This window comes from Streptomyces sp. NPDC002032, from assembly GCF_042890765.1.
Classification (GTDB): Bacteria; Actinomycetota; Actinomycetes; order Streptomycetales; family Streptomycetaceae; genus Streptomyces.
Genome location: NZ_JBIASM010000008.1, coordinates 11,094 through 36,325 on the forward strand (window position 1 = coordinate 11,094; position 25,232 = coordinate 36,325).

Annotated in this window: 24 protein-coding genes; 11 read left to right on the forward strand and 13 right to left on the reverse strand. The window is 73.1% G+C overall.

All coding sequences use genetic code 11. The annotated features are described in order from the left end of the window. Nucleotides 1-156: 156 nt before the first annotated feature. The 6 genes from ACFYYT_RS19695 (at nt 157) to ACFYYT_RS19720 (ending at nt 6,877) form a co-directional block, all read left to right on the forward strand. A complete protein-coding gene (locus tag ACFYYT_RS19695; RefSeq protein ID WP_351818134.1) occupies nt 157-1,005 on the forward strand; it encodes a redox-sensing transcriptional repressor Rex in 849 nt (282 codons plus the stop codon). Further along, nucleotides 1,002-2,771: a glutamyl-tRNA reductase gene (locus tag ACFYYT_RS19700; protein ID WP_351818132.1), complete on the forward strand. Its 1,770-nt coding sequence runs from the start codon at nt 1,002-1,004 to the stop codon at nt 2,769-2,771. The genes ACFYYT_RS19695 and ACFYYT_RS19700 overlap by 4 nt, the downstream gene beginning before the upstream one ends. Continuing rightward, complete coding sequence (hemC, locus tag ACFYYT_RS19705) at nt 2,768-3,736, forward strand: hydroxymethylbilane synthase (RefSeq protein ID WP_351818129.1); 969 nt, start codon at nt 2,768-2,770, stop codon at nt 3,734-3,736. Before ACFYYT_RS19700 ends, hemC begins: the two co-directional genes overlap by 4 nt. After that, a complete protein-coding gene (locus tag ACFYYT_RS19710) occupies nt 3,733-5,400 on the forward strand; it encodes a uroporphyrinogen-III synthase (protein WP_351818126.1) in 1,668 nt (555 codons plus the stop codon). The genes hemC and ACFYYT_RS19710 overlap by 4 nt, the downstream gene beginning before the upstream one ends. A 133-nt stretch (nt 5,401-5,533) precedes the next feature. Next, nucleotides 5,534-6,535: a porphobilinogen synthase gene (gene hemB, locus ACFYYT_RS19715; RefSeq protein ID WP_351818123.1), complete on the forward strand. Its 1,002-nt coding sequence runs from the start codon at nt 5,534-5,536 to the stop codon at nt 6,533-6,535. A gap of 69 nt (nt 6,536-6,604) precedes the next feature. After that, entirely contained in the window at nt 6,605-6,877 is a 273-nt protein-coding gene (locus ACFYYT_RS19720; protein ID WP_351818120.1) for a DUF1876 domain-containing protein, read from the forward strand. A gap of 125 nt (nt 6,878-7,002) precedes the next feature. Here the strand turns inward: ACFYYT_RS19720 and ACFYYT_RS19725 are convergent, their stop codons facing one another. The 7 genes from ACFYYT_RS19725 to argS all read right to left on the reverse strand — a co-directional run bounded on the left by ACFYYT_RS19725 (nt 7,003) and on the right by argS (nt 13,654). Further along, nucleotides 7,003-7,497: a hypothetical protein gene (locus tag ACFYYT_RS19725; protein WP_351818118.1), complete on the reverse strand. Its 495-nt coding sequence runs from the start codon at nt 7,495-7,497 to the stop codon at nt 7,003-7,005. Continuing rightward, the gene (locus ACFYYT_RS19730; RefSeq protein ID WP_351818115.1) at nt 7,494-8,006 is read right to left on the reverse strand and encodes an RNA polymerase sigma factor; all 513 of its coding nucleotides are present in this window, start codon (nt 8,004-8,006) and stop codon (nt 7,494-7,496) included. The genes ACFYYT_RS19725 and ACFYYT_RS19730 overlap by 4 nt, the downstream gene beginning before the upstream one ends. Beyond that, on the reverse strand, nt 8,003-8,461 hold the full coding sequence (locus ACFYYT_RS19735; RefSeq protein ID WP_351818112.1) for a DUF3995 domain-containing protein: 459 nt from the start codon (nt 8,459-8,461) through the stop codon (nt 8,003-8,005). Before ACFYYT_RS19735 ends, ACFYYT_RS19730 begins: the two co-directional genes overlap by 4 nt. A 110-nt stretch (nt 8,462-8,571) precedes the next feature. Beyond that, nucleotides 8,572-9,366, reverse strand: coding sequence for a VOC family protein (locus ACFYYT_RS19740; protein WP_351818181.1), 795 nt, complete (start codon nt 9,364-9,366; stop codon nt 8,572-8,574). Between the two features lie 198 nt (nt 9,367-9,564). Then, nucleotides 9,565-10,107: a hypothetical protein gene (locus tag ACFYYT_RS19745; protein WP_351818109.1), complete on the reverse strand. Its 543-nt coding sequence runs from the start codon at nt 10,105-10,107 to the stop codon at nt 9,565-9,567. A 91-nt stretch (nt 10,108-10,198) separates the two neighbouring features. Further along, nucleotides 10,199-11,746 carry an alkaline phosphatase gene (locus tag ACFYYT_RS19750; RefSeq protein WP_351818106.1) on the reverse strand — a complete coding sequence of 516 codons (1,548 nt, stop codon included), beginning with the start codon at nt 11,744-11,746 and terminating at the stop codon, nt 10,199-10,201. Nucleotides 11,747-11,896: 150 nt separating this feature from the next. After that, nucleotides 11,897-13,654: an arginine--tRNA ligase gene (gene argS, locus ACFYYT_RS19755; RefSeq protein ID WP_351818103.1), complete on the reverse strand. Its 1,758-nt coding sequence runs from the start codon at nt 13,652-13,654 to the stop codon at nt 11,897-11,899. 199 nt (nt 13,655-13,853) lie between these two features. On the opposite strand from argS, the gene ACFYYT_RS19760 reads away from it, so the two are divergent. Then, the gene (locus tag ACFYYT_RS19760) at nt 13,854-14,708 is read left to right on the forward strand and encodes a hypothetical protein (protein ID WP_351818100.1); all 855 of its coding nucleotides are present in this window, start codon (nt 13,854-13,856) and stop codon (nt 14,706-14,708) included. Between the two features lie 87 nt (nt 14,709-14,795). Then, nucleotides 14,796-16,532 (forward strand): lysine--tRNA ligase, encoded by a 1,737-nt coding sequence (lysS, locus tag ACFYYT_RS19765; RefSeq protein ID WP_351818097.1) that lies wholly within the window; start codon nt 14,796-14,798, stop codon nt 16,530-16,532. Nucleotides 16,533-16,635: 103 nt separating this feature from the next. Here lysS and ACFYYT_RS19770 read toward each other — a convergent pair whose 3' ends face one another. From ACFYYT_RS19770 to ACFYYT_RS19780, 3 genes are all read right to left on the reverse strand, one after another. After that, nucleotides 16,636-18,021, reverse strand: coding sequence for a DUF2637 domain-containing protein (locus ACFYYT_RS19770; protein ID WP_351818094.1), 1,386 nt, complete (start codon nt 18,019-18,021; stop codon nt 16,636-16,638). 92 nt (nt 18,022-18,113) lie between these two features. Next, entirely contained in the window at nt 18,114-18,929 is an 816-nt protein-coding gene (locus ACFYYT_RS19775; protein ID WP_351818091.1) for a DUF3558 family protein, read from the reverse strand. 123 nt (nt 18,930-19,052) lie between these two features. Then, complete coding sequence (locus ACFYYT_RS19780) at nt 19,053-19,976, reverse strand: DUF3558 domain-containing protein (RefSeq protein ID WP_351818088.1); 924 nt, start codon at nt 19,974-19,976, stop codon at nt 19,053-19,055. Between the two features lie 186 nt (nt 19,977-20,162). Between ACFYYT_RS19780 and ACFYYT_RS19785 the strand changes: the two genes are divergently transcribed. Next, complete coding sequence (locus tag ACFYYT_RS19785) at nt 20,163-21,356, forward strand: RtcB family protein (RefSeq protein ID WP_351818085.1); 1,194 nt, start codon at nt 20,163-20,165, stop codon at nt 21,354-21,356. A 75-nt stretch (nt 21,357-21,431) separates the two neighbouring features. Here ACFYYT_RS19785 and ACFYYT_RS19790 read toward each other — a convergent pair whose 3' ends face one another. Beyond that, nucleotides 21,432-22,376: a chlorophyllase gene (locus tag ACFYYT_RS19790; protein ID WP_351818082.1), complete on the reverse strand. Its 945-nt coding sequence runs from the start codon at nt 22,374-22,376 to the stop codon at nt 21,432-21,434. A 112-nt stretch (nt 22,377-22,488) separates the two neighbouring features. Between ACFYYT_RS19790 and ACFYYT_RS19795 the strand changes: the two genes are divergently transcribed. Both ACFYYT_RS19795 and ACFYYT_RS19800 read left to right on the forward strand, forming a co-directional pair. Next, nucleotides 22,489-23,127 (forward strand): TetR/AcrR family transcriptional regulator, encoded by a 639-nt coding sequence (locus ACFYYT_RS19795; RefSeq protein WP_388608665.1) that lies wholly within the window; start codon nt 22,489-22,491, stop codon nt 23,125-23,127. 121 nt (nt 23,128-23,248) lie between these two features. After that, nucleotides 23,249-23,908 (forward strand): polysaccharide deacetylase family protein, encoded by a 660-nt coding sequence (locus tag ACFYYT_RS19800; protein ID WP_351818076.1) that lies wholly within the window; start codon nt 23,249-23,251, stop codon nt 23,906-23,908. Between the two features lie 57 nt (nt 23,909-23,965). Here the strand turns inward: ACFYYT_RS19800 and ACFYYT_RS19805 are convergent, their stop codons facing one another. Next, nucleotides 23,966-24,733: an SDR family oxidoreductase gene (locus tag ACFYYT_RS19805; RefSeq protein ID WP_351818073.1), complete on the reverse strand. Its 768-nt coding sequence runs from the start codon at nt 24,731-24,733 to the stop codon at nt 23,966-23,968. A gap of 71 nt (nt 24,734-24,804) precedes the next feature. After that, nucleotides 24,805-25,137: a YnfA family protein gene (locus tag ACFYYT_RS19810; protein WP_351818070.1), complete on the reverse strand. Its 333-nt coding sequence runs from the start codon at nt 25,135-25,137 to the stop codon at nt 24,805-24,807. Nucleotides 25,138-25,232: the final 95 nt, after the last annotated feature.

Genomic DNA, 25,232 nt, shown 5'->3' on the forward strand with positions numbered 1-25,232 from the left:
GGCCCTGCCTGCCCGCCCCGCGTGACCCCGGTCACTTTGCTCGGACAAAGCGGACACAATCTTTGTGCACGCGTTCACAAAGACATAGCCTGCATTCGACGGGGCGGTCCTGGGACAAGTGGCCGCCTGCAGCCCCGCTCATCCCGCAGGAGCATCGTGGCAACTGGCCGAACTCACCGACCGGCGACCCGCAGCCGAGGTATTCCCGAGGCCACTGTCGCCCGGCTTCCGCTGTACCTGCGCGCCCTCACCGCGCTCTCCGAGCGATCGGTGCCCACGGTGTCCTCCGAGGAGCTCGCGACCGCCGCCGGGGTCAACTCGGCGAAGCTGCGCAAGGACTTCTCGTACCTCGGCTCCTACGGGACCCGCGGCGTCGGCTACGACGTCGAGTACCTCGTCTACCAGATCTCCCGCGAGCTCGGCCTCACCCAGGACTGGCCGGTCGTCATCGTCGGCATCGGCAACCTCGGCGCCGCGCTCGCCAACTACGGCGGCTTCGCCTCCCGCGGGTTCCGGGTGGCCGCGCTGATCGACGCCGACCCCGCGATGGCCGGCAGGCCCGTCGCCGGGATGCCGGTGCGGCACACCGATGACCTGGAGAAGATCATCGAGGAGAACGGCGTCTCGATCGGGGTCATCGCGACCCCGGCCGGCGCCGCGCAGCAGGTGAGCGAGCGGCTCATCGCCGCCGGTGTCACCTCCATCCTGAACTTCGCGCCGACCGTGCTGCAGGTGCCGGACGGCGTCGACGTGCGCAAGGTCGACCTGTCCATCGAGCTCCAGATCCTGGCCTTCCACGAGCAGCGCAAGGCGGGCGAGGAAGCCGCCGCCGCCGGTGTGGCCGCGGGCGGCGTGGGGGTCGTGCCGGAGCCGGCCGCCGGTGGGGGAACGGGCGCGGAGCCCGTTGCCGCCAGCCCGCAGCCGGCCGGGCGGTCCGCCGCGGCGGCCGCCGCCGCGCGCAAGGGCGGGCCCGAGGGAGAGGTCCCGGCGGTGATGCCGGCATGAGTCTGCTCGTCGTTGGCCTCAGTCACCGCAGCGCGCCGGTCAGCGTGCTGGAGCGGGCCTCGCTGTCCGCCGACGCCAAGGCCAAGCTGCTGCACGACACGCTCGCCGCCGAGCCGGCGGCCGAGGCGGCCGTGCTCGCCACCTGCAACCGGATCGAGCTGTACGCCGACGTGGACAAGTTCCACGCCGGTGTCGCCGAGCTGTCCACGCTGCTGGCCCAGCACAGCGGGGTCGCGCTGGAGGAGCTCACCCCGTACCTGTACGTGCACTACGAGGACCGGGCGGTGCACCACCTGTTCTCCGTGGCGTGCGGGCTGGACTCCATGGTCGTCGGCGAGGGCCAGATCCTCGGGCAGATCAAGGACGCGCTCGCGCTGGGGCAGGAGCTCCACACCGCCGGGCGGCTGATCAACGACCTCTTCCAGCAGGCGCTGCGGGTCGGCAAGCGGGCGCACTCCGAGACCGGGATCGACCGGGCCGGGCAGTCGCTGGTGACCTTCGGGCTGGAGCAGCTCGCCGGGCACGGGACGCCGGTCGCGGACTGGGCCGCGGGCAAGCGGGCGCTGGTGATCGGGGCCGGATCGATGTCCTCGCTCGCCGCGGCGACGCTGGCACGGGTGGGCGTCGCGGAGATCGTGGTCGCGAACCGGACCGCGGAGCGGGCGGAGCGTCTTGCCGGGATTCTGGTTGCCTCGGGCACCGGTGTGGTGGCGCGGGCCGTCGGCATGTCGGCCGTCGCCGCCGAACTGACACGTGTTGACGTGGTCGTCTCCTGTACGGGGGCGACCGGGCTGGTGCTGACCGGCGACGACGTCGCCGCGGCGCTGTCGGACGGGGGCCCCGCCGGGCCCGCCTCCGCCCCGCCCGCGCCCGCCCCCGGGTCCTCGCCGCACGCGCCGGCCGGCCCGGCCGGACCGGGCCCCGCCGTCACGGGCTGGGCGCGGGTGTCCACGGCCGACGCCGAGGTCGTGGCGCGGCTGGTGGCCGCGGCCGAGGGCGGGCGGCGGCTGGCCGACGCCGGGGCCGTGCGGACCATCGCGCCCGCCGAGGCCGCGACCGCGCGGGCCCTCGCCGAGCCGGACGGCTGCCCGCTCGGGCTGGACGCGCCGACCGGGGACGGCCGCTCCGCGCTGGCCGGGGTGGACGCCGGTTCGCTCGAACTGCACGGGACCTGGGCCGACCAGGGCGAGGCCGCCGCGCAGCGGCAGCCGCGGCGGGCGGTCCGCAGCAGCGTCGACGCCGCCGCGGTGCGCCTGGCCCTGCTCGACCTGGCCATGCCCCGGGACGTCGACGGCGCCGTGCACCGCATCCCCGGGGTGCGGCTCGTCGACATCGAGAGCCTCGCGGAAGCCTCCGCGGACGCCCCGATGGCCGCCGACGTCGACGCCGTGCGCGGCATCGTCGCCGACGAGGTGGCCGCCTTCGGCGCCGCGCAGCGGGCCGCGCACATCACCCCCACCGTCGTCGCCCTGCGGGCGATGGCCGCCGAGGTCGTCGCCATGGAGGTGGCACGGCTCGACGGGCGGGTACCCGACCTCGACGACCGGCAGCGGGCAGAGGTCACCCAGACCGTGCGCCGCGTCGTCGACAAGCTCCTCCACGCGCCGACCGTGCGCGTCAAGCAGCTCGCGAGCGAGCCCGGCGGCGCCGGGTACGCGGAGGCGCTGCGCGAACTCTTCGACCTCGACCCTCAGACGGTGGCATCCGTCAGCCGGGCGGACGCGGCCGATCCGAAGAACGATGACGACCCAGGACGGGCATCATGAACACACGTCCCGACCAGCCCCTCAGGCTCGGCACGCGGCGCAGCAAGCTGGCCATGTCCCAGTCCGGGCACGTCGCCGAGGCCGTACGGGCGATCACCGGCCGGCCGGTGGAGCTCGTGGAGATCACGACCTACGGTGACGTCTCCCGCGAGAACCTCGCGCAGATCGGCGGCACCGGGGTGTTCGTCACCGCGCTGCGCGACGCGCTGGCGCGCGGCGAGGTCGACTTCGCCGTGCACTCGCTGAAGGACCTGCCGACCGCGCAGCCCGAGGAGCTGGTCATCGCGGCCATGCCGAAGCGGGAGGACCCGCGCGACGCGCTGGTCGCCCGCGACGGGCTGACCTTCGAGCAGCTCCCCGACGGCGCCCGCGTCGGCACCGGTTCGCCGCGCCGCACGGCGCAGCTGCACGCCTACGCCCGCGGCCTGGGCAAGCGGATCGAGACCGTCGCGATCCGCGGCAACGTCGACACCCGCATCGGCTTCGTGCGCGCCGGGGAGCTGGACGCGGTCGTGCTGGCCGCCGCCGGGCTGAACCGGATCGGCCGCGGCGACGAGGCGACCGACCTGCTGTCGGTCGACAACGTGCTGCCCGCGCCCGGCCAGGGAGCCCTTGCCGTGGAGTGCCTCGCCTCGAACGTGGAACTCGCCGCCGCACTCGGTGAGCTCGACGACCCGTACACCCGCTCCGCCGTGACGGCGGAACGAGCCCTGCTCGCCGCCCTGGAGGCCGGCTGCAGTGCGCCCGTGGGCGCGCTCGCCGACCTGCTGGCCGACGGGCAGATTGTCAATGTCATGCGCCTGCGCGGTGTCGTCGGAACCCTCGACGGAACCACGCTGGTACAGCTGTCCACCACCGGTCCCGTGCCCCAGTCGTACGACGAGGCCATGGCGCTCGGCCGCGAACTCGCGGACGAGATGCTGGCCAAGGGCGCGGCCGGTCTGATGGGGGAGCGATCCCTGTGAACCCCTCAAGCCCCACCACCTCCGCTTTTCCGGTCGTCGCCGCCCACGGGCTCGTCACCTTCCTCGGTGCCGGCCCCGGCGATCCGGGTCTGCTGACGCTGCGCGCCGTGGAGGCGCTCGCCGGCGCGGACGTACTGATCGCCGAGCCGGAAGTGCTCGACGTCGTACGGACCCATGCGCGCGCGGGCGTCGACACGCCGCAGCTGACGGTAGCTGACGAACTGTCAGCCGCCGCCGGGGTCCCGGTGATCCGCGACGCCGCCAATCTTGTCATGGAGGCCGCGCGCACCGGCAGGCGGGTCGTGCGTGCCGTCACCGGGGACCCGGGGCTCGACGGGAACGCGGCCGCCGAGATGCTGGCCTGCGCCCGCGAGGGGATCCCCTTCGAGGTGGTCCCCGGTGTCGCGACCGCCGTCGGCGTGCCCGCGTACGCCGGTGTGCCGCTGCGCGGCGAGCAGGGCGCGGACGTCCGCTTCGTGGACGCCCGGCACGCCTCGCAGCGGTGCTGGAGCGAGGTCGGTGCCAGCGACGGCAGCGTCGTCGTCTCCGCGACCCTGGAGACCGTCGCGGCCGCGGCCGCCGAGCTGGTGTCCGCGGGCCGCAAGCCGGAGACCCCGCTGTCGGTGACCGTCGGCGGTACGACGACCCGGCAGCGCACCTGGACCGCGACCCTGGGCACCATCGCCCAGGTGTTCAAGCAGGGCAAGGTGCTCCCCTCGCCCGAGGGCGCGCGGCCCGTCATAGCCGTGGTCGGTGAGCAGGGCGCCGCCGCGCGGCGCGAGGAGATGGCCTGGTTCGAGTCGAAGCCGCTGTTCGGCTGGCGGGTCCTCGTACCGCGTACGAAGGAGCAGGCCGCCTCGCTCTCCGACCAGCTGCGTTCGTACGGCGCGGTGCCGCACGAGGTGCCGACGATCGCGGTGGAGCCGCCGCGTACCCCGCAGCAGATGGAGCGGGCGGTCAAGGGCCTGGTGACGGGCCGCTACGAGTGGATCGCCTTCACCTCGGTCAACGCGGTCAAGGCGGTGCGGGAGAAGTTCGAGGAGTACGGGCTCGACGCGCGCGCCTTCGCGGGCATCAAGGTCGCCGCGGTCGGCGAGCAGACCGCGGCCGCGCTGGTCGAGTTCGGCGTGAAGCCGGACCTGGTGCCGAGCGGCGAGCAGTCGGCCGCCGGGCTGCTGGAGGACTGGCCGCCCTACGACCCGGTCTTCGACCCGATCGACCGCGTCTTCCTGCCGCGCGCCGACATCGCCACCGAGACGCTGGTGGCCGGCCTGATCGAGCTGGGCTGGGAGGTCGACGACGTCACGGCCTACCGGACCGTGCGCGCGTCGCCGCCGCCGGCCGACACCCGTGAGGCGATCAAGGGCGGTGGCTTCGACGCCGTGCTGTTCACGTCGTCGAGCACGGTGCGCAACCTGGTCGGCATCGCGGGCAAGCCGCACAACGTGACGGTCATCGCCTGCATCGGTCCGGCGACGGCGAAGACGGCGGAGGAGCACGGCCTGCGGGTCGACGTCCTGTCGCCGGAGCCGAGCGTCGGCAAGCTGGCGGAGGCCCTCGCCGCGTACGGCGAGGCCCGCCGCGAGGCCGCGAAGGAGGCCGGCGAGACGGTCTCCCGCCCGAGCGAACGCCGCCCGGGCGCCCGGCGCCGCCGCACGACGTGACGTAGAGCGGTACCGAACGGGGCCCGGGTGCGCAGCGCGCCCGGGCCCCGTGGCATCTTCGGGGCCGTGAGAGGGGCGGGACACCCCCTAGGCTGGAGGCGATTGCTGTCGAAGCTCGAAGAGGCGACTGAGTATGAGCGCGTACGGATCCTTCCCCGGCTCGCGGCCCCGCCGGCTGCGCACCACCCCGGCGATGCGGCGGATGGTCGCGGAGAACCGGCTGCACCCCTCGGACCTGATCCTCCCCGCCTTCGTCCGGGAGGGGATCTCCGAGCCGCTGCCGATCTCGGCGATGCCGGGCGTGGTCCAGCACACCCGGGACACGCTGCGCAAGGCCGCCGTGGAGGCCGTCGGGGCGGGCGTCGCGGGGATCATGCTCTTCGGCGTCCCGGCCGACGAGAACAAGGACGCCCTGGGCACGGCGGGCACCGAGCCGGACGGCATCCTCCAGGTCGCGATCCGCGACGTGAAGGCCGAGGTCGGCGACGAGCTCGTCATCATGTCCGACCTGTGCCTGGACGAATACACCGACCACGGGCACTGCGGGGTGCTCGACGAGCACGGCCGCGTCGACAACGACGCGACGCTGGAGCGGTACGCCGAGATGGCGCAGGTCCAGGCCGACGCGGGCGTCCACGTGGTGGGGCCGAGCGGGATGATGGACGGTCAGGTCGGGGTGATCCGCGACGCGCTCGACGAGACGGGCCACGAGGACGTCTCGATCCTCGCGTACACCGCCAAGTACACCTCCGCCTTCTACGGACCGTTCCGCGAGGCCGTCGCGTCGAGCCTCCAGGGCGACCGCAAGACCTACCAGCAGGACCCGGCGAACGCGCGGGAGTCGCTGCGCGAGCTGGCGCTGGATCTGGAGGAGGGCGCGGACATGGTCATGGTCAAGCCCGCCGGTCCGTACCTGGACATCCTCTACCGGGTCGCGCAGGCGGTGGACGTGCCGGTGGCCGCGTACCAGATCAGCGGTGAGTTCGCGATGATCGAGGCGGCGGCGGAGAAGGGCTGGATCGAGCGCGACCGGGCGATCCTGGAGACCCTGCTCGGCATCAAGCGGGCGGGCGCCGACACGATCCTCACCTACTGGGCGACCGAGGTCGCGGGCTGGCTGCGCGAGGCCCGCTGACTGGCCCCGGTGGGGTGGGGGGAGCAGGCTGTAGGGAGTGGCGACACGGCACTGTGGAGGTGATCCGCCATGCCCACACTCGCAGGCTGGCACGTCGAGATGGAGTTCACCGAAGACGGCCACCGGACGACCGCGGCGGCGCTGCTCAGGCTCGCCGACGGTTCCGAGGTCAGGGCGCGCGGCTACGCGATGCGGCACCCGTCGGACCCGGAGCAGCTCAGGGTCGGTGAGGAGATCGCCGGGGCGCGCGCCCTGATGGACCTCGCGAGCCAGCTGTTGCAGAAGGCCCACGGGGAGATCGACGAGGCCACCGGGAGGAATTCGTACCCGCTGATCGGCTGAGGCGCTGACCGGCGGACTCGGTTGACCGTCTGCCCCGGCTGACCGGCTGCCGGGGTGGAGGGGCTGCCGGGGTTGAGGGGCTGCCGGGCCCGTGCCGTCCTCCGTACGGCACGGGCCCGGGGCTCTCACGGGCCCGTGACCAGGGCCTCCAGGCGGGTCGCCGCGCGTTCCAGTTCCCGGCGGGCGCCCAGCGGGACGATCGCCGCGCGGGCGGGGACCCGTACGCCGCCCGTCAGGGCCACCCGGGTGCCGCCGCCCGGCTCCGGCGAGGCCGCCATGCCGATGATCAGGAACCGGCTCTGGAGCCAGCACCAGCCGGGCCGGACGTGACCGCGCAGCCGGGCGCGGAAACCGTGGCGGCTGCGTGCCAGGGCCTCCACCCGGTCGCCCGACACCCGCAGCACCCGCACCCGGCGCATGTCCGGCTGGAAGTCCCCGAAGCCGCCCTCCAGATCGCCCATCACCGCCCAGACGGCCTCCACGGGGGCGGCCAGGACCCGCTCGACCACGCGGGCGCCCGGGACGGCGGCGGCCATGATGCGCAGCCGGGCGACCGGGTCGAGGGCACCCACCGCATCCACCGCATCCACGGCACCCACCGCGTCCTCTGCGTACGTCATGCCGACCACGCCTTCCGGAAACTCGAACGGGCCCGGCTGAGCCGGGATTTGGCGGTGCCGGGCGCGATGGCGAGGAGGGCCGCGGCGGACTCCTCGTCCAGGCCCTCCACATCGCGCAGCACCAGGACGGCCCGGTGGTCGGGCGAGAGCCGCGCCAGGACATCGGCGATGTCGGCCGCCAACTGCGGGTCCCCGCGCTGCGGTACGTCGTCCAGCTCGGCGGCGGGCCGCGCCCGGGCCGCCCGGCGGGCGATGCGGACGGCCTCGCGCGCGGCGATCGCCCGTACCCACCCGTACAGCGCCTGGGGGTCCTTGAGGGAGCGCAGGGAGGTGAAGACGGCGACGAGGGCCTCCTGCGTGGCGTCGGGGCCGTCGGCCAGCGCGATCGGCTCGCAGATCCGGGCCACGTAGGGAGTCAGGTGGTCGAGCAGCTCGTCCAGCGCGAGGGTGTTCCCGGCGCGGGCCGCCCGCGCCAGGGCCACGCCCCGGTCCCGGCGTTCGGTGCTCACGGGGTGATCCTGCTGGGCCGGGTCCCCGCCAGGACGCGCAGGGCCGCCCAGCCGGAGGCCAGGCACAGCGGTGTGTAGAGGAGCAGGTTCAGCCGGTGGAAGGCCGGGCCCGCCGCTTCGACGCCCGCGTCCAGGCCGAGGGCCCAGCCGGCCCCGGCCAGGGCCCGTACGCCCAGTCCCGCGGCGACGGCCCCGGTGACCAGCGCGGCCTCCCGCCCGCCCCGGCCCTCCGCGCGGGCCGCGACGGCCAGCGACGCCACCGACAGGGCGGCCGCCAGGGGCAGGACGACGGGCGGGGTGAAGGGCACTTCCGCGCCGAGCAGGCCCAGGGACAGGGCCCGGGCGTCGGGGGCGGGCCAGGTGGCGCCCGTGGCCCAGTACAGGTGCGCGAGGGCGTCGGCGGCGAGGACGGCGGCGAGGGCCCGCCCGGCGCGGCGGGTGGTGAGGACGGCCATGGGGTGCTCCCCGGGGTGTGGTGGCGAAGGAACCGGCACCCCGAGGAGGGGCCGCGGGCCGGGAACGTTCCCTGTGGGACGCGTCACACCGGGCCGTGCGGCGGCAGGGACTAGGGGGTCTCGGGGGCGGACGCGGTGATCACCGAGAAGGCGCCGCCCTGCGGGTCGGCGAGGACGGCCATCCGGCCGGCCGCCATGTCGAAGGCCGGGGCGAGGACGCTGCCGCCGGCCCGGACGGCCGCGGCCTGGACCTCGTCGACGTCGTCCGCGTGGAAGTACGGCTGCCAGTGCGGGGGGACGCCGGGCGGGAGCTTGGTCAGGTCCATCATTCCGCCCACCGCGCGGCCGTCGACCTTGAACTCGACGTACCCCTCGGCGCCGGGCATCTCGGAGCGGGCCGTGGTGACGGGCAGCACGGAGGAGTAGAACGCGGCGGCGGCCGGGAGGTCGGCGGTGGTCAGCTCGTTCCAGATCAGCGCGCCGTGCTCGTTGACGATGCCCGCGCCGTCGAAGGTGCCGGCCTGCCAGAGGCCGACGACGGCCCCCGTCGGGTCGGCGATGACGGCCATCCGGCCGAGGTCCATGACGTCCACGGGGCCCATCATGACCGTGCCGCCGGCGTCGGTGACGGACTTGAGGGTGCCGTCGATGTTGTCGGTGGACAGGTAGGTGGTCCACACCGTCGGCGGCAGCGGGTCGGGGACGCTGCCGTCCGGGTTCATCGCCTTCATGATCCCGGCGACCGGCTTGCCCTTGAGGGTGCAGACGGCGTACCCGCCCTGCTCGGCGGGCCCGACCTCGCCCTGCCAGCCGAAGAGGTCGCGGTAGAAGTCGAGGGCGGCCTGCTGGTCGGGAACCATCAGGTCGATCCAGCAGGGGGTGCCGGGCTTGTAGGGGCCGTTCATGTCGGGCACGGATGCCTCCGTCGGTGGGGCTGGGGGAAGGACGGGCCGTCCCCTACCCGGCTCCCGGCCCCGGAATCCGCCCGTACGGGTGAACGGGCCCGTCCGGTGGCGCACGCTCACTCGCCGGCTTCGAGACGATCGCCCGTGTCACCGGTCAGCCGGCGCGGCGCGTCCTCGACAGAACCGGCGGCCCGGCCCTCACTCGTTGACCAGGACCGGGATCGAGAGGACCGCGCCGGCCGGGGTGCCGGTGAGGTGGTCGGCGGGGACGGTGAAGTCGATGCCGTCACCGGCCGCGTGCGGGCCGGTGTGGGGCTGTCCGGCGTGCGCCTCCTCGCCCTCCTCCTCGTGGTGGAAGGTGCCGGTGCCCAGCAGGCGGCCCTCCGCGTCGTAGTACGCGGCGGTGATCTCCAGGGCCAGGGTGTCGCTGACGTCCGAGCTGATGGCGATGTGGCCGGTGACGGAGGACGGCGAAGCCGTCAGGCGCAGACCGGTCAGCTTCACGCGGTCCGTGAACGGGCCCTGCTGGACGCGGACCTCGCCCGCCGCGGGCACCGGGGTGAGGACCGCGGCCGGAGAGGGCGCGCTGCGGGGGGCGGGCAGGGCCACCGGGGACGCGGCGGTGGCCGGGGCCTCGGCGGCGGCGGGCGCTTCGGCCCCCGAGCAACCCGTGACCAGCGCGAACAGGGCGGCGACGGCCGTGGCGGCGGCAGCGGCGCGGGGGAGGTACGTCAGCGTCATCGGAAGTGCTCCTGGGGAGGCCGGGAAAGGGGCCGGGAACGACGGCGGCCGGGGCCGGGGGAGTGCGCCCCCGGCCCCGGCCGCGCGGGGATCAGTGGTGCTGCGGGGAGCGGCCGAACAGCGAGCGGTACAGCTTGCCGTACAGCTCGGTGTTGACCTGGCTCGTGGCGAAGGCGTTGCCGTTCGGGCCGTAGGCGAAGATCGGCACGTCGGCGCCGGTGTGGTTGCCCGACAGGTAGGTCAGCCACAGGCTCGCCTCGGGGCTGCCGTCCTTCACGTCCGCCGGGTCGTCGGGCGTACGGAAGGTGGCCGGACCGAAGTTCTTCGCGTCACCGGAGCCCGCGCCGTTGACGATGCCGCTGGAGCGGACCGGGTCCTTGGCGCCCGAGGCGGCACGCGAGGGGACGCTGTTGTTGGCCGGGTTGCCGGCGTCCGTGTTGGCCGGGGGCGCGACGGCCTCGGCGTTGGTGTAGGTGCCCTTCTCGATGATGTTGAAGCCGGCGCACTCGTGGTCCGCCGTGACGACCACGAGAGTGTGACCGTCCTTCTTCGCGAACTCGTAGGCGGCCTTCACCGCGTCGTCGAAGGCCTTGACCTCGGCGAGGGTCTGCGCGGCGTCGTTGGCGTGCGAACGCTTGTCGATCTGGGCGCCCTCGACCTGGAGGTAGAAGCCCTTCTTCGACTTGTTGCGGTCGTACGAGCCGCCCTGCTTGCGGTCGTTCAGGAGCTGGATCGACTTGCGGGTCATGTCCGCGAGCGAGGGCTCCTGCTTCTGCGGGGCGTCGGCCGGCAGGGCGGCCTTGTTCTGCTCCACCGTCAGGTTGCCGCGGTTGAACAGGCCGATGACCTTCTTGCCGCCCGCCTTGTCCAGGTCGGACTTGGTGGCGACCTTCTGGCTGGCGGCCGTCTGCGCGGGCAGCGCCGGGTCGCCGAAGCTGCCGAGCACCTGGTAGCCCTGGGCCTGGAGGGCCTTCTGGTCGTCCGGCTCGAAGCGGGCGAGACCGCCGCCGAGGATGACGTCGGCGGTGCCGTTGCGGGCGATCTGCTCGGCGATCGGCGTGATCAGCGTCTTGTCCGACGGAGCCTGCTCGTAGCTGCCGTCGTCCTTCTTCGGGAGGCAGGCGGCGTCGGAGTAGACGGGGCCCTGGCAGCCGCGCAGCAGCGCGTGGCTGAACTGGGCGGCCGGGGTGGCGTCGGTGATCTCGGCGGTGGAGACGTTGCCGGTGGCGAAGCCGGCCGCGTGGGCCTGCTCCATCAGCGTGGCGACCTTCTTCTCGTACGCGTCCACGCCGATGGCCGCGTTGTAGGTCTTCACGCCGGAGGCCCAGGCGGTCGCGGAGCTGGCCGAGTCGGTGACCAGGGCCGGCTTCGCGCTGTTCTTCTCGACGGCGTAGGTGGCGACCGCGCCCGTGTTCGGGAGGGTCTCCATGGTGAGCTTGCCGGAGGCGCCCGCGTAGCGGTCGCGCGCGGCCGTCACGTGGGTGCGGCCCATTCCGTCACCGAGCAGGTAGATGACGTTCCGGATGTCCTGGTGCGAGTCGCTCTGCTGGGGCGCGGAGTTCGCGGTGACGGCGGTGCCCGCGGCCACGGCGCTGGCCAGGGCCAGGACGGTGAGCGTCTTCAACGGTCTGCGGCGCATGTGCGGGAGATCCCCTCGGGTGTTCGGCACGATCGCGCCGACGGTAGGAGGGCCGCATGAACGGGGCGCTACCGCCGGGTATTGCCCGGCCGAACAAACGCGCGGCCCCCGGCGCGGGGTGGTTGCGCCGGGGGCCGTCGGGGGCGTGCGTCAGAGCTTCTCGGGGGTGCGGATCCCGAGGAGGGACATGCCCTTGGAGAGGGTGCGGGCGGTGAGCTCGCACAGGAACAGACGGTTCTCGACCTGGGCGGGGGTCTCGGCCTTGAGGACCGGGCACTCCGAGTAGAAGGTCGTGTACAGCGAGGCCACCTGGTAGAGGTACGCGGCCAGCTTGTGCGGCGCGTACTCCGCCGCCGCCTCCGCGACGAGTTCGCCGAAGTGGTCCAGGTGCAGACCCAGGGCGCGCTCGGACGGGGCGAGGGCCAGTTCCGGGTGGGCGACGGGCTTCGCGGCACCGGCCTTGCGCAGGATCGACTGGATCCGGGCGTACGCGTACTGGAGGTACACGGACGTGTCGCCGGTCAGCGACACCATCTGGTCCAGGTCGAACTTGTAGTCGCGCGCGGCCGAGGTGGACAGGTCGGCGTACTTCACCGCGCCGATGCCCACCTGCACCGCCCGCTCGCCGATCTCGGCCTCGGACAGGTCCTGGGCCTTCTCCCGTACGACGGCCGCCGCACGGTCGATGGCCTCGTCCAGCAGGTCCACCAGCCGCACCGTCTCGCCCTCGCGGGTCTTGAACGGCTTGCCGTCCTTGCCGAGGACCGTGCCGAAGGCCAGCTGGACGGCCTTGACGTCCTCGCCCAGCCAGCCGGCCCGGCGGGCCGTCTCGAACACCATCTTGAAGTGCAGCGCCTGCCGCGCGTCCACCACGTAGATGAGGGTGTCGGCCTTCAGGTTGCCGACGCGGTCGCGGATCGCGGACAGGTCGGTGGCCGCGTAGCCGAAGCCGCCGTCCGACTTCTGCACGATCAGGGGGGTCGGGTTGCCGTCCGGGCCCTTGTACTCGTCGAAGAACACGCACAGCGCGCCGTTGGAGCGGACCGCGACGCCCGAGTCCTCCAGCAGCTTGCAGGTCTCCGTCAGCATGTCGTTGTAGCCGGACTCGCCGACCACGTCCGCGTCCTGGATGTCCATGTCCAGCTTGTTGAAGACGGAGTAGAAGTAGATCTTCGACTCGTCCACGAACCGCTGCCACAGCGCGAGGGTCTCCGGCTCGCCCGCCTGGAGGTCCACCACCCGGGCCCGCGCCCGCGTCTTGAACTCCTCGTCCGAGTCGAAGAGCGCGCGCGAGGCCTTGTAGAGCCGGTTCAGGTTCGACATGGCCTCCTCGCCGGAGACGTCGTCGCCCTTGTGGTCCAGCTCGTGCGGGTGCTCCAGCAGGTACTGGATCAGCATGCCGAACTGGGTGCCCCAGTCGCCGATGTGGTGGCGACGGACCACCTTCTCGCCCGTGAACTCCAGGATCTCCACCATCGCCGCGCCGATGACGGCGGACCGCAGGTGGCCGACGTGCATCTCCTTGGCGACGTTCGGCTGCGCGTAGTCGATCACCGTGGTGCCGGCCGACGGCGACAGCGCGACGCCGAGGCGGTCGTCCTCGGCGCGGGCGGCCAGGGTCTCGATGATCGCCCGGTCGGTGATCGTGATGTTGAGGAAGCCCGGTCCGGAGACCTCGATCTCCTGGATCAGGTCACCGGTCGGGATGCCCTCGACCACGGTCGTCGCCAGCTCGCGCGGGTTCGCCTTCGCCTTCTTCGCGAGCGCCAGGATGCCGTTGGCCTGGAAGTCGGCCCGGTCGCTTCGTCGCAGCAGCGGGTCGGTCGCACCGGCCTCCGGCAGGGCGGAGGCGAGGGCGTCCGAGACGCGCTGTTCGACGGAGGAAGCGAGGGAAGGGACCGAGGCCATGAGCTGCCGTTCCTGTGAGTCGGTTGATGCCCGTCGAGTATCCCACGGAGGGCCTGTCCGCATTCCGGGATTTCCGGCGGTGGCGGCCCGTCACCGCCGGAACCGGAAGCGCTCGCCGGATTCCCGGTTCGCCCGGCGCGGCCGGTGCCCGGCCGATAGGCTCCGCGGCGATGTGACGGCCGGTCGAAGGGTGGGGGACATGGCGGAAATGTCGGCGGACGGCGCCTACGTGAACCTGGCGGGGGAAGGGCTGCGGACGTACTACGAGACGCCCACCGGTCAGATGCTGGACACCGTCATCCACGGGGTGGACCCCACGCTGCACGTCCCGCTGGCCGTGTCGGTGGGGTCCGGCGGCCTGGAGTACATCGACGCGAGCCGGCTGTACGGTCTGCGGCGGCGCGGCCGGATGGTCCTCGCCGACCACGTGCACGGCCTGCCCGTGCTGCGCGCCGTGGCGGAGATCGCCCAGGCCGTGCACGCCGTCGCCGCGGCCGCCCGCCCGGCCGTGCCCCCCGCCACCTCCACCTCCTCGTCGGTGGAGGACGCCGACATGGAGCCGCCGGCGACCAGCCGCTGGGAGGATTCCGAGGAGGACGAGCCCGTCCGCGTACCGGCGCAGACCGTGCGGCAGAGCGCCGCCCCCGCGCAGGCGCCGCAGCGCGCGGCCGCCCCGGACGGCCCGACGGCGGACGAGGTCGCCGCGCGCATGGGGCGGGGGCTGCGGTTCTCGACGCCGCGCGGGCGGACCTGCTACTTCAGCGACCAGGGCGACAGCGCCGTGCGGCACTTCTTCGAGTACCAGCGCTCCCGCAAGGAACAGACGGCGGTCTTCTTCGCGAACGTCCGCCGCTACACCCCGCTGGAATACCTCCGGACCCTCCAGGCCGCCTGCGACGCGGCGATCGACATGTACGCGGCGCGCACGGCGGTCTACGGACAGAACTGCCGGGTGCTGGACGCCGAGGGCCGTCAGTGGACCATCGGCATGACCCGCGAGGGCAGCGAGTACCGGCTGACCCACGCGCACTTCGAGAACTACCAGAACAGCTGACGGGCACGGGCGCGCGGGCAACCTCGGAGGGCCTCCTTCCGTCTGGGAGAATGGCCCAAGCCAGCATTCGAGATAGAAGGACGTGTCGTGGCTCAGAGCGCCCAGAGCAGCACAGAGACCGACTGGGTCTCCCGTTTCGCGGACGAGGTCATCGCCGAGGCGGAGCGCCGAGCCCCGGGCAAAGCCGTCGTCGTCGCGTCCGGACTCTCCCCCTCCGGCCCCATCCACCTCGGCAACCTCCGCGAGGTCATGACCCCGCACCTGGTCGCGGACGAGATCCGCCGCCGGGGCATCGAGGTCCGTCACCTCATCTCCTGGGACGACTACGACCGCTACCGCAAGGTCCCGGCCGGCGTCCCCGGCATCGACGAGTCCTGGGCCCAGCACATCGGCAAGCCGCTGACCTCCGTGCCCGCCCCGGCCGGATCCGCGTACCCGAACTGGGCCGAGCACTTCAAGGCCGCCATGGTCGAGGCGCTGGCCGAGATGGGCGTCGACTACGACCCCATCAGCCAGACCGAGCAGTACACCTCCGGCGTCTACCGCGAGCAGGTCCTGCACGCGATGAAGCACCGCGGTGACATCGACGCCGTCCTGGACCAGTACCGCACCAAGCAGAAGCCGGGCGGCAAGAAGCCCCAGCAGAAGCAGGTCGACGAGGCCGAGCTGGAGGCCGCCGAGGGCTCCGGCGCGGCCGCCGAGGACGACGGCAGCAGCGCCGAGGGCGGCTACTTCCCGTACAAGCCGTACTGCGGCCGGTGCGGCAAGGACTTCACCAAGGTCACCGCGTACAACGACGAGACCACCGAGCTGACCTACGTCTGCACCGAGGACGAGTTCACCGAGACGGTCAAGCTCTCCGAGTTCAACCGCGGCAAGCTGGTCTGGAAGGTCGACTGGCCGATGCGCTGGGCCTTCGAGGGCGTGATCTTCGAGCCCTCCGGCGTCGACCACTCCTCGCCCGGCTCGTCGTTCCAGGTCGGCGGCCAGATCGTGCACATCTTCGGCGGCGAGCAGCCGATCGGCCCGATGTACGCGTTCGTCGGCATCAGCGGCATGGCCAAGATGTCCTCCAGCAAGGGCGGGGTGCCCACCCCCTCCGACGCGCTGAAGATCATGGAACCGCAGCTGCTGCGCTGGCTCTACGCCCGCCGCCGCCCCAACCAGTCCTTCAAGATCGCCTTCGACCAGGAGATCCAGCGGCTGTACGACGAGTGGGACAAGCTGGAGGGCAAGGTCGCCGACGGCTCCGTGCTGCCGGCCGACGCCGCCGCGCACGCCCGCGCCGTCCGCGTCGCCTCGCACGAGCTGCCGCGCACCCCGCGTCCGCTGCCCTACCGCACGCTCGCGTCGGTCGTCGACATCACCGCCGGGCACGACGAGCAGACCCTGCGGATCCTGGCCGACCTGGACCCGACGCAGCCGCTGACCTCCCTCGACGAGGTCCGCCCGCGTCTGGACCGCGCCGAGAACTGGATCACCAGCCAGGTCCCGGCCGACCAGCGCACCCTCGTGCGCGAGGACGCCGACACCGAGCTGCTGTCCTCCCTCGACGAGTCCGGCCGCGAGTCGCTGCGGCTGCTCCTGGAGGGCCTCGACTCGCACTGGTCCCTCGACGGGCTGACCACCCTCGTCTACGGCGTGCCCAAGGTGATGGCGGGCCTGGAGCCGGACGCCAAGCCGACGCCGGAGCTCAAGGTCGCCCAGCGCGAGTTCTTCGCCCTGCTCTACCGCCTGCTCGTGACCCGGGAGACCGGACCGCGCCTGCCCACCCTGCTCCTCGCCGTGGGCGCGGACCGGGTGCGCAAGCTGCTCGCCGTCTGAGCCGTCCGAGTCGCCTGAGCCGCTTGACCGGCTCGCGTGGACGCCGAAGGGCCCGCACCCCCGAGGGGTGCGGGCCCTTCCGCCGTGCGGGGCCGATGACGGCTTACGAGATGTGCTCGTTCTCCAGGTCGCGCTGGTATCGCTGCTTCAGCCCGGGCATCAGCCGGCTGATCGTCCGGAAGGCGAGCGGGTGCGTGATCCCGTGCCGGTCCGAGAGGTATATGTCGACCTGCTCGGGGCTCGGCACCTTGCCGTTCTCCTCGATGTAGGTCCGGAAGACCTCGTACGCCGCCTCCGTGAACTTCGCCTCGTCGAGGTCGGACACACCGCCGCCGCCGGCCTCGGGCCGGGGCTGGGCGTCCGTCTCGGAGCGGGGGGCCGGAAGCTGCTCCTGCACCGGCTGCGGGCCGGGCTGCGGGCCCGGCTGCGGCTGGGGCTGCGGCTGCGGGTCCTGCTCGGGGCCGGCCGGGGCCATGACCGGGGTCGGCTCCAGGCCCTCCACGTACTGCGGGTTGTAGCCGCCCTCGTACGCCGCCTGCGGGGCCAGCGGCGCCGCGAACCAGGCGCTGTCGTGCGCGGCGGGCATCGCCGTCGGATCCACCGCGAAGGGCGGCGGAGCGTGCGTCACAGGAGCCGGAGCCGGGACCGGGCCGGGGGCCGTGGCCGTGGTCCCCGCGGCCGCCGCGGCCGGGGCCGGCCCGGCGGCCTGGCCCGCGGGGTCCCCGGGCGCGGGCACCGCGGCCTGCGGGAGCGCCGCCTCCAGGGCCGGGGCCGTCACGGGCGCCGGGGGCAGCAGCATCGGGTCGATGCCCGCCGCCGCCAGCCCCTCGGGGGCCGTCTGGGACAGCGGGACGCCGATCCGCGCCAGCCGCAGCGGCATCAGCGCCTCCACCGGGGCCTTGCGCCGCCACGCCCGCCCGAAGCGGGCCTGGAGCCGGGCCTGGTAGATCAGCCGGTCCTGCTCCATGCCGACCGCCTGCTCGTACGAGCGCAGCTCCCACAGCTTCATCCGGCGCCACAGCTTGAAGGTGGGTACGGGCGAGAGCAGCCAGCGCGTGATGCGCACGCCCTCCATGTGCCGGTCCGCGGTGATGTCCGCGATCCGGCCGACCGCGTGCCGGGCCGCCTCGACCGTGACCACGAACAGGATCGGGATCACGGCGTGCATGCCCACGCCCAGCGGGTCCGGCCAGGCGGCCGCGCCGTTGAACGCGATCGTGGCCGCCGTCAGCAGCCAGGCCGTCTGGCGCAGCAAGGGGAACGGGATCCGGATCCAGGTCAGCAGCAGGTCGAGCGCCAGCAGTACGCAGATGCCCGCGTCGATGCCGATCGGGAACACCAGCGAGAAGCTGCCGAAGCCCTTCTGCAGCGCCAGCGCGCGCACGGCGGCGTACGATCCCGCGAAGCCGATGCCCGCGATGACCACGGCACCGGCGACCACGACACCGATGAGTATCCGGTGCGTACGAGTCAGCTGCATCGCGGCCACTGGTGATCCCCTCCCCTTGTCGAGCTACGGCAGGCACAGAGTACGGGTGACAGCGCGTCACCCGTTCCGTAGGGCCCCTTACCGACCGTCGCCTACTGCTGCGGGGAAGCGGAACCCGACGGCGAGGCCGAAGCGGAAGGCGAAGCGGAACCCGAGGGGGCCTGCTCGGGAGCGGCGTCCCCCTTGTTGGCGGCGTCGACCGAGCCGACGGTCTCCCGGGCCGCCGCGACGGCGTCCTGGAGCAGCTTGGCCTGGTCCGGGGCGCCGGCACCCTCGTACGCAGCGCCGTTGTAGTCGAGCGTGATGACCACGTTGTGGGTGCGGACCACCACGGTGGTGTTGAAGAAGTCCACGTCCTTCTTCACGCCGTAGACGACCGAGGAGCCCTGGTCGCCGACCCCGCCGGCCTGCTCCACCTTGACGTCGTGCGCACCCTCGGCGGACTTCGCCAGCTCGATCTGCTTGGTGTACTGCTCCTCCGCGCGCTTGTCGCCGCTGCCGAGCGTGGCGTGCGAGTCGTAGCGCACCAGGGAGACGGACAGCCAGCGGTACTGCGAGCCCTTGGTGCCGTCCGTCTGGAGGCCGTTCCAGGAGCAGCTGGCGCGGTTGGCGAGGTCGTTGGACTTCGCGGCGGTGCCGTTCTTCTCCTTCGCCTCGGGGACGAAGCTCTCTATGCTCTTCGCCGCGATCGCCTTGCAGGGGTCGGGCAGCTTCGCGAACGCCACCTTCTCCAGCTCGGCCGGGGCCTTCTGGTTCGTCTTGGCCGAGGAGGACGCCGAGGGCTTCTTGCCGGAGGCCGAGCCCGAGGACTTCTCCGAGTCGGACGAGCAGCCGGCGGCGGCGAGGACCACCGGGACGACGGCTGCGCAGGCGAGGACACGGGTGAGACGCGAGGCTGATCGGTGCATGGTTCCTTCAGACGTAGGGGTCTTCTTGCGGGCGCGGGACCCGGGCAACGGTAGCCCGACCGGGCGCCCGGCTGCTGTGCGCGCCGTCACGGAGGGCCCTCGGGCCCCCGCGCGACAGGGCCGTCACTCGTTGAAGCGCTCGGCCAGGGCCTCCGCCAACTGGTTCGCCCGCTCCTGCGTTTGCGCACTTGGGGGGACCGTTCCGGGCGCGGAGGGCTGCACGCTGTACTCGACTGTGACGAGGACGTTCGAGGTGCGGAAAACGATCCGCACCGTGCGTGACTGGGCGGCGCTCGCCCCGGCCGCGCTCAGCTTGTCGTCGAGGTACGCCTCGTTGCCGAGCCCCTCCAGCACGCGCGAGCCGAGTTCGGGCGGGGCGCTGGGGGAGGGGGAGGAAGAGGAGGAGGGGGAAGAGGGGGGAGCGGAGGCGGATGCGGACGGCGCCGCGGGGCTTTCGGCGCCGGGCCCCGTCGACGGGGTCGCGGCCGGGCTCGCGGCCGGGTTCGCCGGGGCGGCCGGGTTCGCCGGGGCGCCGCTGGGGGATCCGGCCGGGGAGCCGCTCGGGGTGCTCGTCGGGCCGGGGAAGGGCAGGTGGGCGTCCGTCAGGCGGCGCACGAACACCTTGTGCGCCTTGTCGTCGTCGCTCGCGGCGCCCCGGTCGTACGAGACCACGCGTTCGAAGACGACCGACAGCAGCAGGGTCCCCTCGGGCGCCTGCGCGCTCCAGTGACAGCCGACGTGCCGGTCGCCGTCGAAGGAGGGGTCGGCGGTCCCGGCGTAGAGCTGCTCGCGCTGTTCGGTGGTGAGGGAATCGGCCGCCGGGAGCATGGCCTTGAGCCGCTTGGGGTCGGCGGCCTTGCAGGCCTGGGGCAGGCTGCGGTACTTGCCCGGCTGGGCGGGGGCGGGGCTGCTCCCGCCGCCCTTCTGGTCGCTGGTCCCGGCGGCGCCGCCGTCGGTGCACCCGGCGAGACCGGTCACCGCGGCCACGAGGGCGGTGACCATCGCGATGCCGGGCAGGACCCGTCGGCGTACCGCCTTGCGCTCCACGTCCACTGGCTCCCTTGGTCCCTTGGGAAAATCCGTTGCCGCGACTTGGGCAGGGATGGACACAATGTCTATCGCACACGCTGGTGCCGGCGCCGGTTCCCTGACTGTTTTGGGGCGATGAGCGAGGCTTTTTGCGTATTCCGAGTTTTCTCTGACTTTCTTTGGTTTCCGGGGGATTGACGCCATATGTCGTATGTAGAGGTACCCGGGACCAAGGTCCCGATCCGGATGTGGACCGATCCGGCGTCGGTCGAGGACAGCGCGATGCGGCAGCTGCAGAACACCGCGTCCCTGCCGTGGATCAAGGGCCTGGCGGTCATGCCGGACGTCCACTACGGCAAGGGCGCCACGGTCGGCTCGGTGATCGCGATGAAGGACGCCGTCTGCCCGGCGGCGGTCGGGGTCGACATCGGCTGCGGCATGTCGGCGGTGAAGACCTCCCTGACGGCGAACGACCTCCCGGGCGACCTCTCGAAGCTCCGCTCCCGCATCGAGCAGGCCATCCCGGTGGGAGCGGGCCTGCACCGGGAGGCGGTGGATCCGGCACGGCTGTACGGGTTCTCGGTGCCGGGGTACGAGGACCTCTGGAAGCGCTTCGACCACCTCGCGGACGCGGTCAAGTTCCGGCGGGAGCGGGCCGCGCAGCAGATCGGAACGCTCGGTTCGGGGAACCACTTCATCGAGTTCTGTCTCGACGAGGCGGGCTCGGTCTGGCTGATGCTGCACTCCGGCTCCCGGAACATCGGCAACGAGCTCGCCGCGCACCACATCGGCGTGGCCCGGGGGCTGGCGCACAACGAGGGCCTGGTCGACCGGGACCTGGCGGTGTTTCTCGCCGCGACGCCGGAGATGGACGCGTACCGCAACGACCTGTTCTGGGCGCAGGAGTACGCGAAGTACAACCGCGCGGCGATGATGAGCCTCTTCAAGGAGGTCGTCCGCAAGGAGTTCCGCAAGGCGAAGGTCTCCTTCGAGCGGGAGATCAGCTGCCACCACAACTACGTGGCGCAGGAGCGGTACGACGGGATGGACCTGCTGGTCACCAGGAAGGGCGCGATCCGCGCCGGCAGCGGTGACTACGGGATCATCCCGGGATCGATGGGGACGGGGTCGTACATCGTCAAGGGCCTCGGCAACGAGAAGTCCTTCAACTCCGCCTCGCACGGCGCGGGCCGCAAGATGAGCCGTACGGCGGCGAAGAAGCGTTTCTCGGCGCGCGATCTGGCGGAGCAGACGCAGGGCGTCGAGTGCCGCAAGGACGCCGGTGTCGTGGACGAGATCCCGGCCGCCTACAAGTCGATCGAGCAGGTCATCGACCAGCAGACCGACCTCGTCAAGGTCGTGGCGAAGCTGAAGCAGGTCATCTGCGTCAAGGGCTGAGCCCGGCTGCCCGGCTGAGCCCGGCGGAAGGGGCCCGGACCGCGTTTCGACCGCGGTCCGGGCCCCTTCGCGTCCTCACTTGCTCAGCAGCGTCCCCAGCGGGTCGGGGCCGGCCTCCAGGGCGGCGGCCTCGGCCTTCCAGGTGGGGTCGCCGGGGGAGAGGGCGCTGCGCAGGAAGGCGGTGGTGAGCCGCTGGACGAGGGCGACGCGGGCGGGGCTCTCGTCGGTCGTCTCGGCGACCTCGTAGCCGGGGATGCCGCCGAGCGAGTGCTCCGCACCGGTCAGCGTGAGCAGGCTCTTGGGCGCCGGGCTGTGGAGGTAGGGGTCGGCGGACCAGTCCGGACCTCGGGTGGACAGGTGGGAGCGGTCGTTGCCCCCGGCGACGATCAGGGCGGGCGCGGTCATGGTGGCGAAGGACGGTCTCAGGAAGGGGAGGTGCTCGGCGGCGAAGGGGGTGAGGTCGTCCCCCAGACCGGCCGGGGCGAGCAGCACGCCCGCCTTCACGCGGGGGTCGGACAGGTCCTCGCCGGGTACGCCGTCGGCGTCCAGGACGCGCGCGCCGAGCAGCGTGCTGACGGTCTGGGACCCCCAGGAGTGGCCGGCCGCGCCGATGCGGCCGTGGTCGACGCGGCCGGCGAGGCCCGGCACGGCGGCTTCCAGGACATCGAGGCCGTCCAGGACGCGGGTGAGGTCCTCGACGCGGATGCGCCAGATCCGCGGGGTGCGGGGGTCCTCGGGCGGGATGCCGAGCGTCCGCGAGTCGAGGTGGGTGGGCTGGAGGACCACGAAGCCGTGGGCGGCCCAGTGGTCGGCGAGCGGAGCGTAGCCGTCCATCGACCAGCCGAAGCCGTGCGAGAAGACGATGACGGGCAGGGCGTCGCCGGTGGCGGGGGCGGACACGCGGACCTGGAGGTCCTCGCCGCGGTCCGGGGCGGGCAGTACGACGGGCTTCGCGGAGATCACCGTGGCGGGCGCGCCCGTGGTGGCGGTGCGCGCGGTCGCGGCGGAGGAGTCGGGCATGGAGGTGCCTTCCGTGGTTGTGCCATCATGGGCGGGTGAAACGGAACCTTGTTCCGTTGACGATACGGAACGGTGTTCCGTTTTGCAAGGCCGGCCGGCCGGACGGCCGGTGATGCGTGGAAGGAGTGCCGTGGTGGATGGCGACGAGCGGGGCGCGGGCGCGGGCGCGGCGAGCGCGGCCGGGCCCAGGCGCAAGGACGTCCGGCGCAATCAGCAGAACCTGCTGGACGCGGCCGCGGCGGTCTTCGTCGCCTCGGGGGTGGAGGCGCCGGTGCGCGACATCGCGGCCGAGGCGGGCGTCGGGGTCGCCACGGTCTACCGGCACTTCCCCACCCGGGCGGACCTGATCATCGCGGTCTACCGGCATCAGGTCGACGCCTGCGCCGAGGCCGGTCCTGCGTTGCTGGCGAGCAGTCCGTCGGCCCACGCCGCCCTCGGGCGGTGGGTGGACCTCTTCGTCGGCTTCCTGGTCACCAAGCACGGCCTGGCGGGGGCGATGCGGACCGACGGCGCCGGCTTCGAGGCGCTGCACGCCTACTTCCTGGACCGTCTCCTGCCGGTGTGCGCCGCGCTCCTCGACGCCGCCACCGCCGCGGGCGAGATCCGCGCGGACATCGACGCCTACCAGCTCATGCGCGGCGTCGGGAACCTCTGCATCGGCGCCGAGAACGACCCCCGCTACGACGCGCGCCGGGCGGTCGCCCTCCTCGTCGCCGGACTGGCCCGGCCGGACCGGGGCGGCGCGAGCTGACGTCAGGCGCGGCCTGCCGCATGCGCGGGCGACGTGGCCGGACGGGTCAACCGGGCTTTGCCGTACGGGGGTTGACGGCCGAGTTGGTCTAGACCAGGGTGGCGGCATGAGGAGATCTCGCGTGGTTCTCGCCGCGCTCGCGTCGTTGTCGCTCGCCCTCGGGGTCGCCGGGCCGGCCCAGGCCCGGGTGGGACTGCCGCCCGTCGTGTCGCACGTGCCGACCCAGGACCAGGTCGTCTTCATCACCATCGACGACGGCTGGAACCACGACCCCGAGGCCGCCCGGATCCTGCTGGACAAGCGGGTGCCGGTGTCGCTGTTCCTGCTGCCGGGGGCGACCTCGTACGACGCCCAGTACTTCACCGCGCTGACCGGCCAGGGCCGGGCGACGGTGGAGAACCACACCGTCAGCCATCCGGACCTGACCACCCTCGACGCCGCCGGGAAGGACGCCGAGGTGTGCGGGGCCGGGGAGCAGCTCGCGGCGGTCTTCGGCAAGGAGCCGAAGCTGCTGCGGCCGCCGTACGGGGCCGTCGACGACGGCGTGCGGGCGGCGGCCAAGGCCTGCGGGGTCAAGGCGCTGGTGACGTGGACGTACGACTTCACCACCTGGAGCCAGACCCCGCCGACGCCGCAGCTGAAGGCCGGCGACATCGTGCTGCTGCACTTCACGCCGACGCTGGCGGCGGACCTCCAGCGGGCCCTGGACGCGGCGAGGGCCGCCGGGCTGAAGCCGGCGGCCCTCATGCCGCAGCTGAAGGCGGCGGGGCTGGTCCCGTAGAGGGGCTGGTCCCGTAGGGGCCCGCGGTGGTCCGGCCGTGATCCGCCGGACCACTCCCTAGAGCTCGCGGTGGATCTTGGTGTTCGAGGCCTGGGCGCGGGGGCGGACGACGAGGAGGTCGATGTTGACGTGGCTGGGGCGGGTGATCGCCCAGGTGATGGTGTCGGCCACGTCGTCGGCGGAGAGGGGCTCGGCCACGCCCTCGTAGACCTTCTCGGCCTTCGCGGCGTCGCCGCGGAAGCGGGTCTTCGCGAACTCCTCGGTCTTGACCATGCCGGGCGCGATCTCGATGACGCGGACGGGCCGGCCGACGATCTCCAGGCGGAGGGTCTCGGCGAGGACGCGGGCGCCGTTCTTGGCGGCGACGTACCCGGCACCGCCCTCGTAGGTGGAGTGCCCGGCGGTGGAGGACAGCACGACCACCGTGCCGTCGCCGCTCGCGGTGAGGGCGGGCAGGAGGGCCTGGGTGACGTTGAGGGTGCCGATGACGTTGACCTCGTACATCGTGCGCCAGTCGGCCGGGTCGCCGGTGGCGACGGGCTCGGCGCCGATGGCCCCGCCGGCGTTGTTGACCAGGACGTCGCAGTCCCCCAGGGACGCGGCGAAGGCGTCCACGGCGGCGCGGTCGGTGACGTCGAGGGCGTGGGCGGTGGCCTCGTAACCGGCTTCGGTCAGATCGCCGGCGAGGGCCTCGATGCGGTCCTTGCGGCGGGCGGTGAGGACGACGTGGTAGCCGGCCGCGGCGAGCTGCCGGGCGGTGGCCGCGCCGATTCCGCTGCTCGCGCCGGTGACTACGGCGGTGGGGGTGGCCGTGCGCGTGCTCATGGGCGGGGCTCCTCGTTCGGTCGTGGGGCTCGTTCGTTCGTACGGGCGATTGCTCGCCAGCATAGGTGGGGTCAGCGGCGCGGCGCGTACATGATCACGGCCATCCCGGCGAGGCAGACGAGGGCGCCGGTGACGTCCCAGCGGTCGGGCCGGTAGCCGTCGGCGACGGCGCCCCAGACGAGGGAACCGGCGACGAAGACGCCGCCGTAGGCCGCCAGCACGCGGGCGAAATCGCCCTGCGGCTGGAGGGTGGCGACGAACCCGTAGAGGCCGAGGGCGATGACGCCGCCGCCGACCCAGGCCCAGCCCCGGTGTTCGCGCACGCCCTGCCAGACCAGCCAGGCGCCGCCGATCTCCAGGACGGCGGCGAGCAGGAAGAGGGCGGCGGAGCGGGCGATGAGCATGGCTGAAAGCGTACGCAGGCGAATGGAGGCGGGCTCGCCCTCTTTCGTGTGATGGTCCGACCGGGGGGTGGGAGGGGGGCCTAGCGTCCGCGCGA

Coding starts and splice junctions, on each gene's coding strand:
- ACFYYT_RS19795 (WP_388608665.1), top strand. CDS start 22,489: ATGCGTGGAAGGAGTGCCGTGGTGGATGGCGACGAGCGGGGCGCGGGC.
- hemC (WP_351818129.1), top strand. CDS start 2,768: ATGAACACACGTCCCGACCAGCCCCTCAGGCTCGGCACGCGGCGCAGC.
- ACFYYT_RS19775 (WP_351818091.1), bottom strand. CDS start 18,929: ATGCACCGATCAGCCTCGCGTCTCACCCGTGTCCTCGCCTGCGCAGCC.
- ACFYYT_RS19740 (WP_351818181.1), bottom strand. CDS start 9,366: ATGAACGGCCCCTACAAGCCCGGCACCCCCTGCTGGATCGACCTGATG.
- ACFYYT_RS19720 (WP_351818120.1), top strand. CDS start 6,605: ATGCCCACACTCGCAGGCTGGCACGTCGAGATGGAGTTCACCGAAGAC.
- ACFYYT_RS19790 (WP_351818082.1), bottom strand. CDS start 22,376: ATGCCCGACTCCTCCGCCGCGACCGCGCGCACCGCCACCACGGGCGCG.
- ACFYYT_RS19805 (WP_351818073.1), bottom strand. CDS start 24,733: ATGAGCACGCGCACGGCCACCCCCACCGCCGTAGTCACCGGCGCGAGC.
- ACFYYT_RS19700 (WP_351818132.1), top strand. CDS start 1,002: ATGAGTCTGCTCGTCGTTGGCCTCAGTCACCGCAGCGCGCCGGTCAGC.
- ACFYYT_RS19810 (WP_351818070.1), bottom strand. CDS start 25,137: ATGCTCATCGCCCGCTCCGCCGCCCTCTTCCTGCTCGCCGCCGTCCTG.
- ACFYYT_RS19785 (WP_351818085.1), top strand. CDS start 20,163: ATGTCGTATGTAGAGGTACCCGGGACCAAGGTCCCGATCCGGATGTGG.
- hemB (WP_351818123.1), top strand. CDS start 5,534: ATGAGCGCGTACGGATCCTTCCCCGGCTCGCGGCCCCGCCGGCTGCGC.
- ACFYYT_RS19745 (WP_351818109.1), bottom strand. CDS start 10,107: ATGACGCTGACGTACCTCCCCCGCGCCGCTGCCGCCGCCACGGCCGTC.
- argS (WP_351818103.1), bottom strand. CDS start 13,654: ATGGCCTCGGTCCCTTCCCTCGCTTCCTCCGTCGAACAGCGCGTCTCG.
- ACFYYT_RS19735 (WP_351818112.1), bottom strand. CDS start 8,461: ATGGCCGTCCTCACCACCCGCCGCGCCGGGCGGGCCCTCGCCGCCGTC.
- ACFYYT_RS19750 (WP_351818106.1), bottom strand. CDS start 11,746: ATGCGCCGCAGACCGTTGAAGACGCTCACCGTCCTGGCCCTGGCCAGC.
- ACFYYT_RS19725 (WP_351818118.1), bottom strand. CDS start 7,497: ATGACGTACGCAGAGGACGCGGTGGGTGCCGTGGATGCGGTGGATGCG.
- ACFYYT_RS19760 (WP_351818100.1), top strand. CDS start 13,854: ATGGCGGAAATGTCGGCGGACGGCGCCTACGTGAACCTGGCGGGGGAA.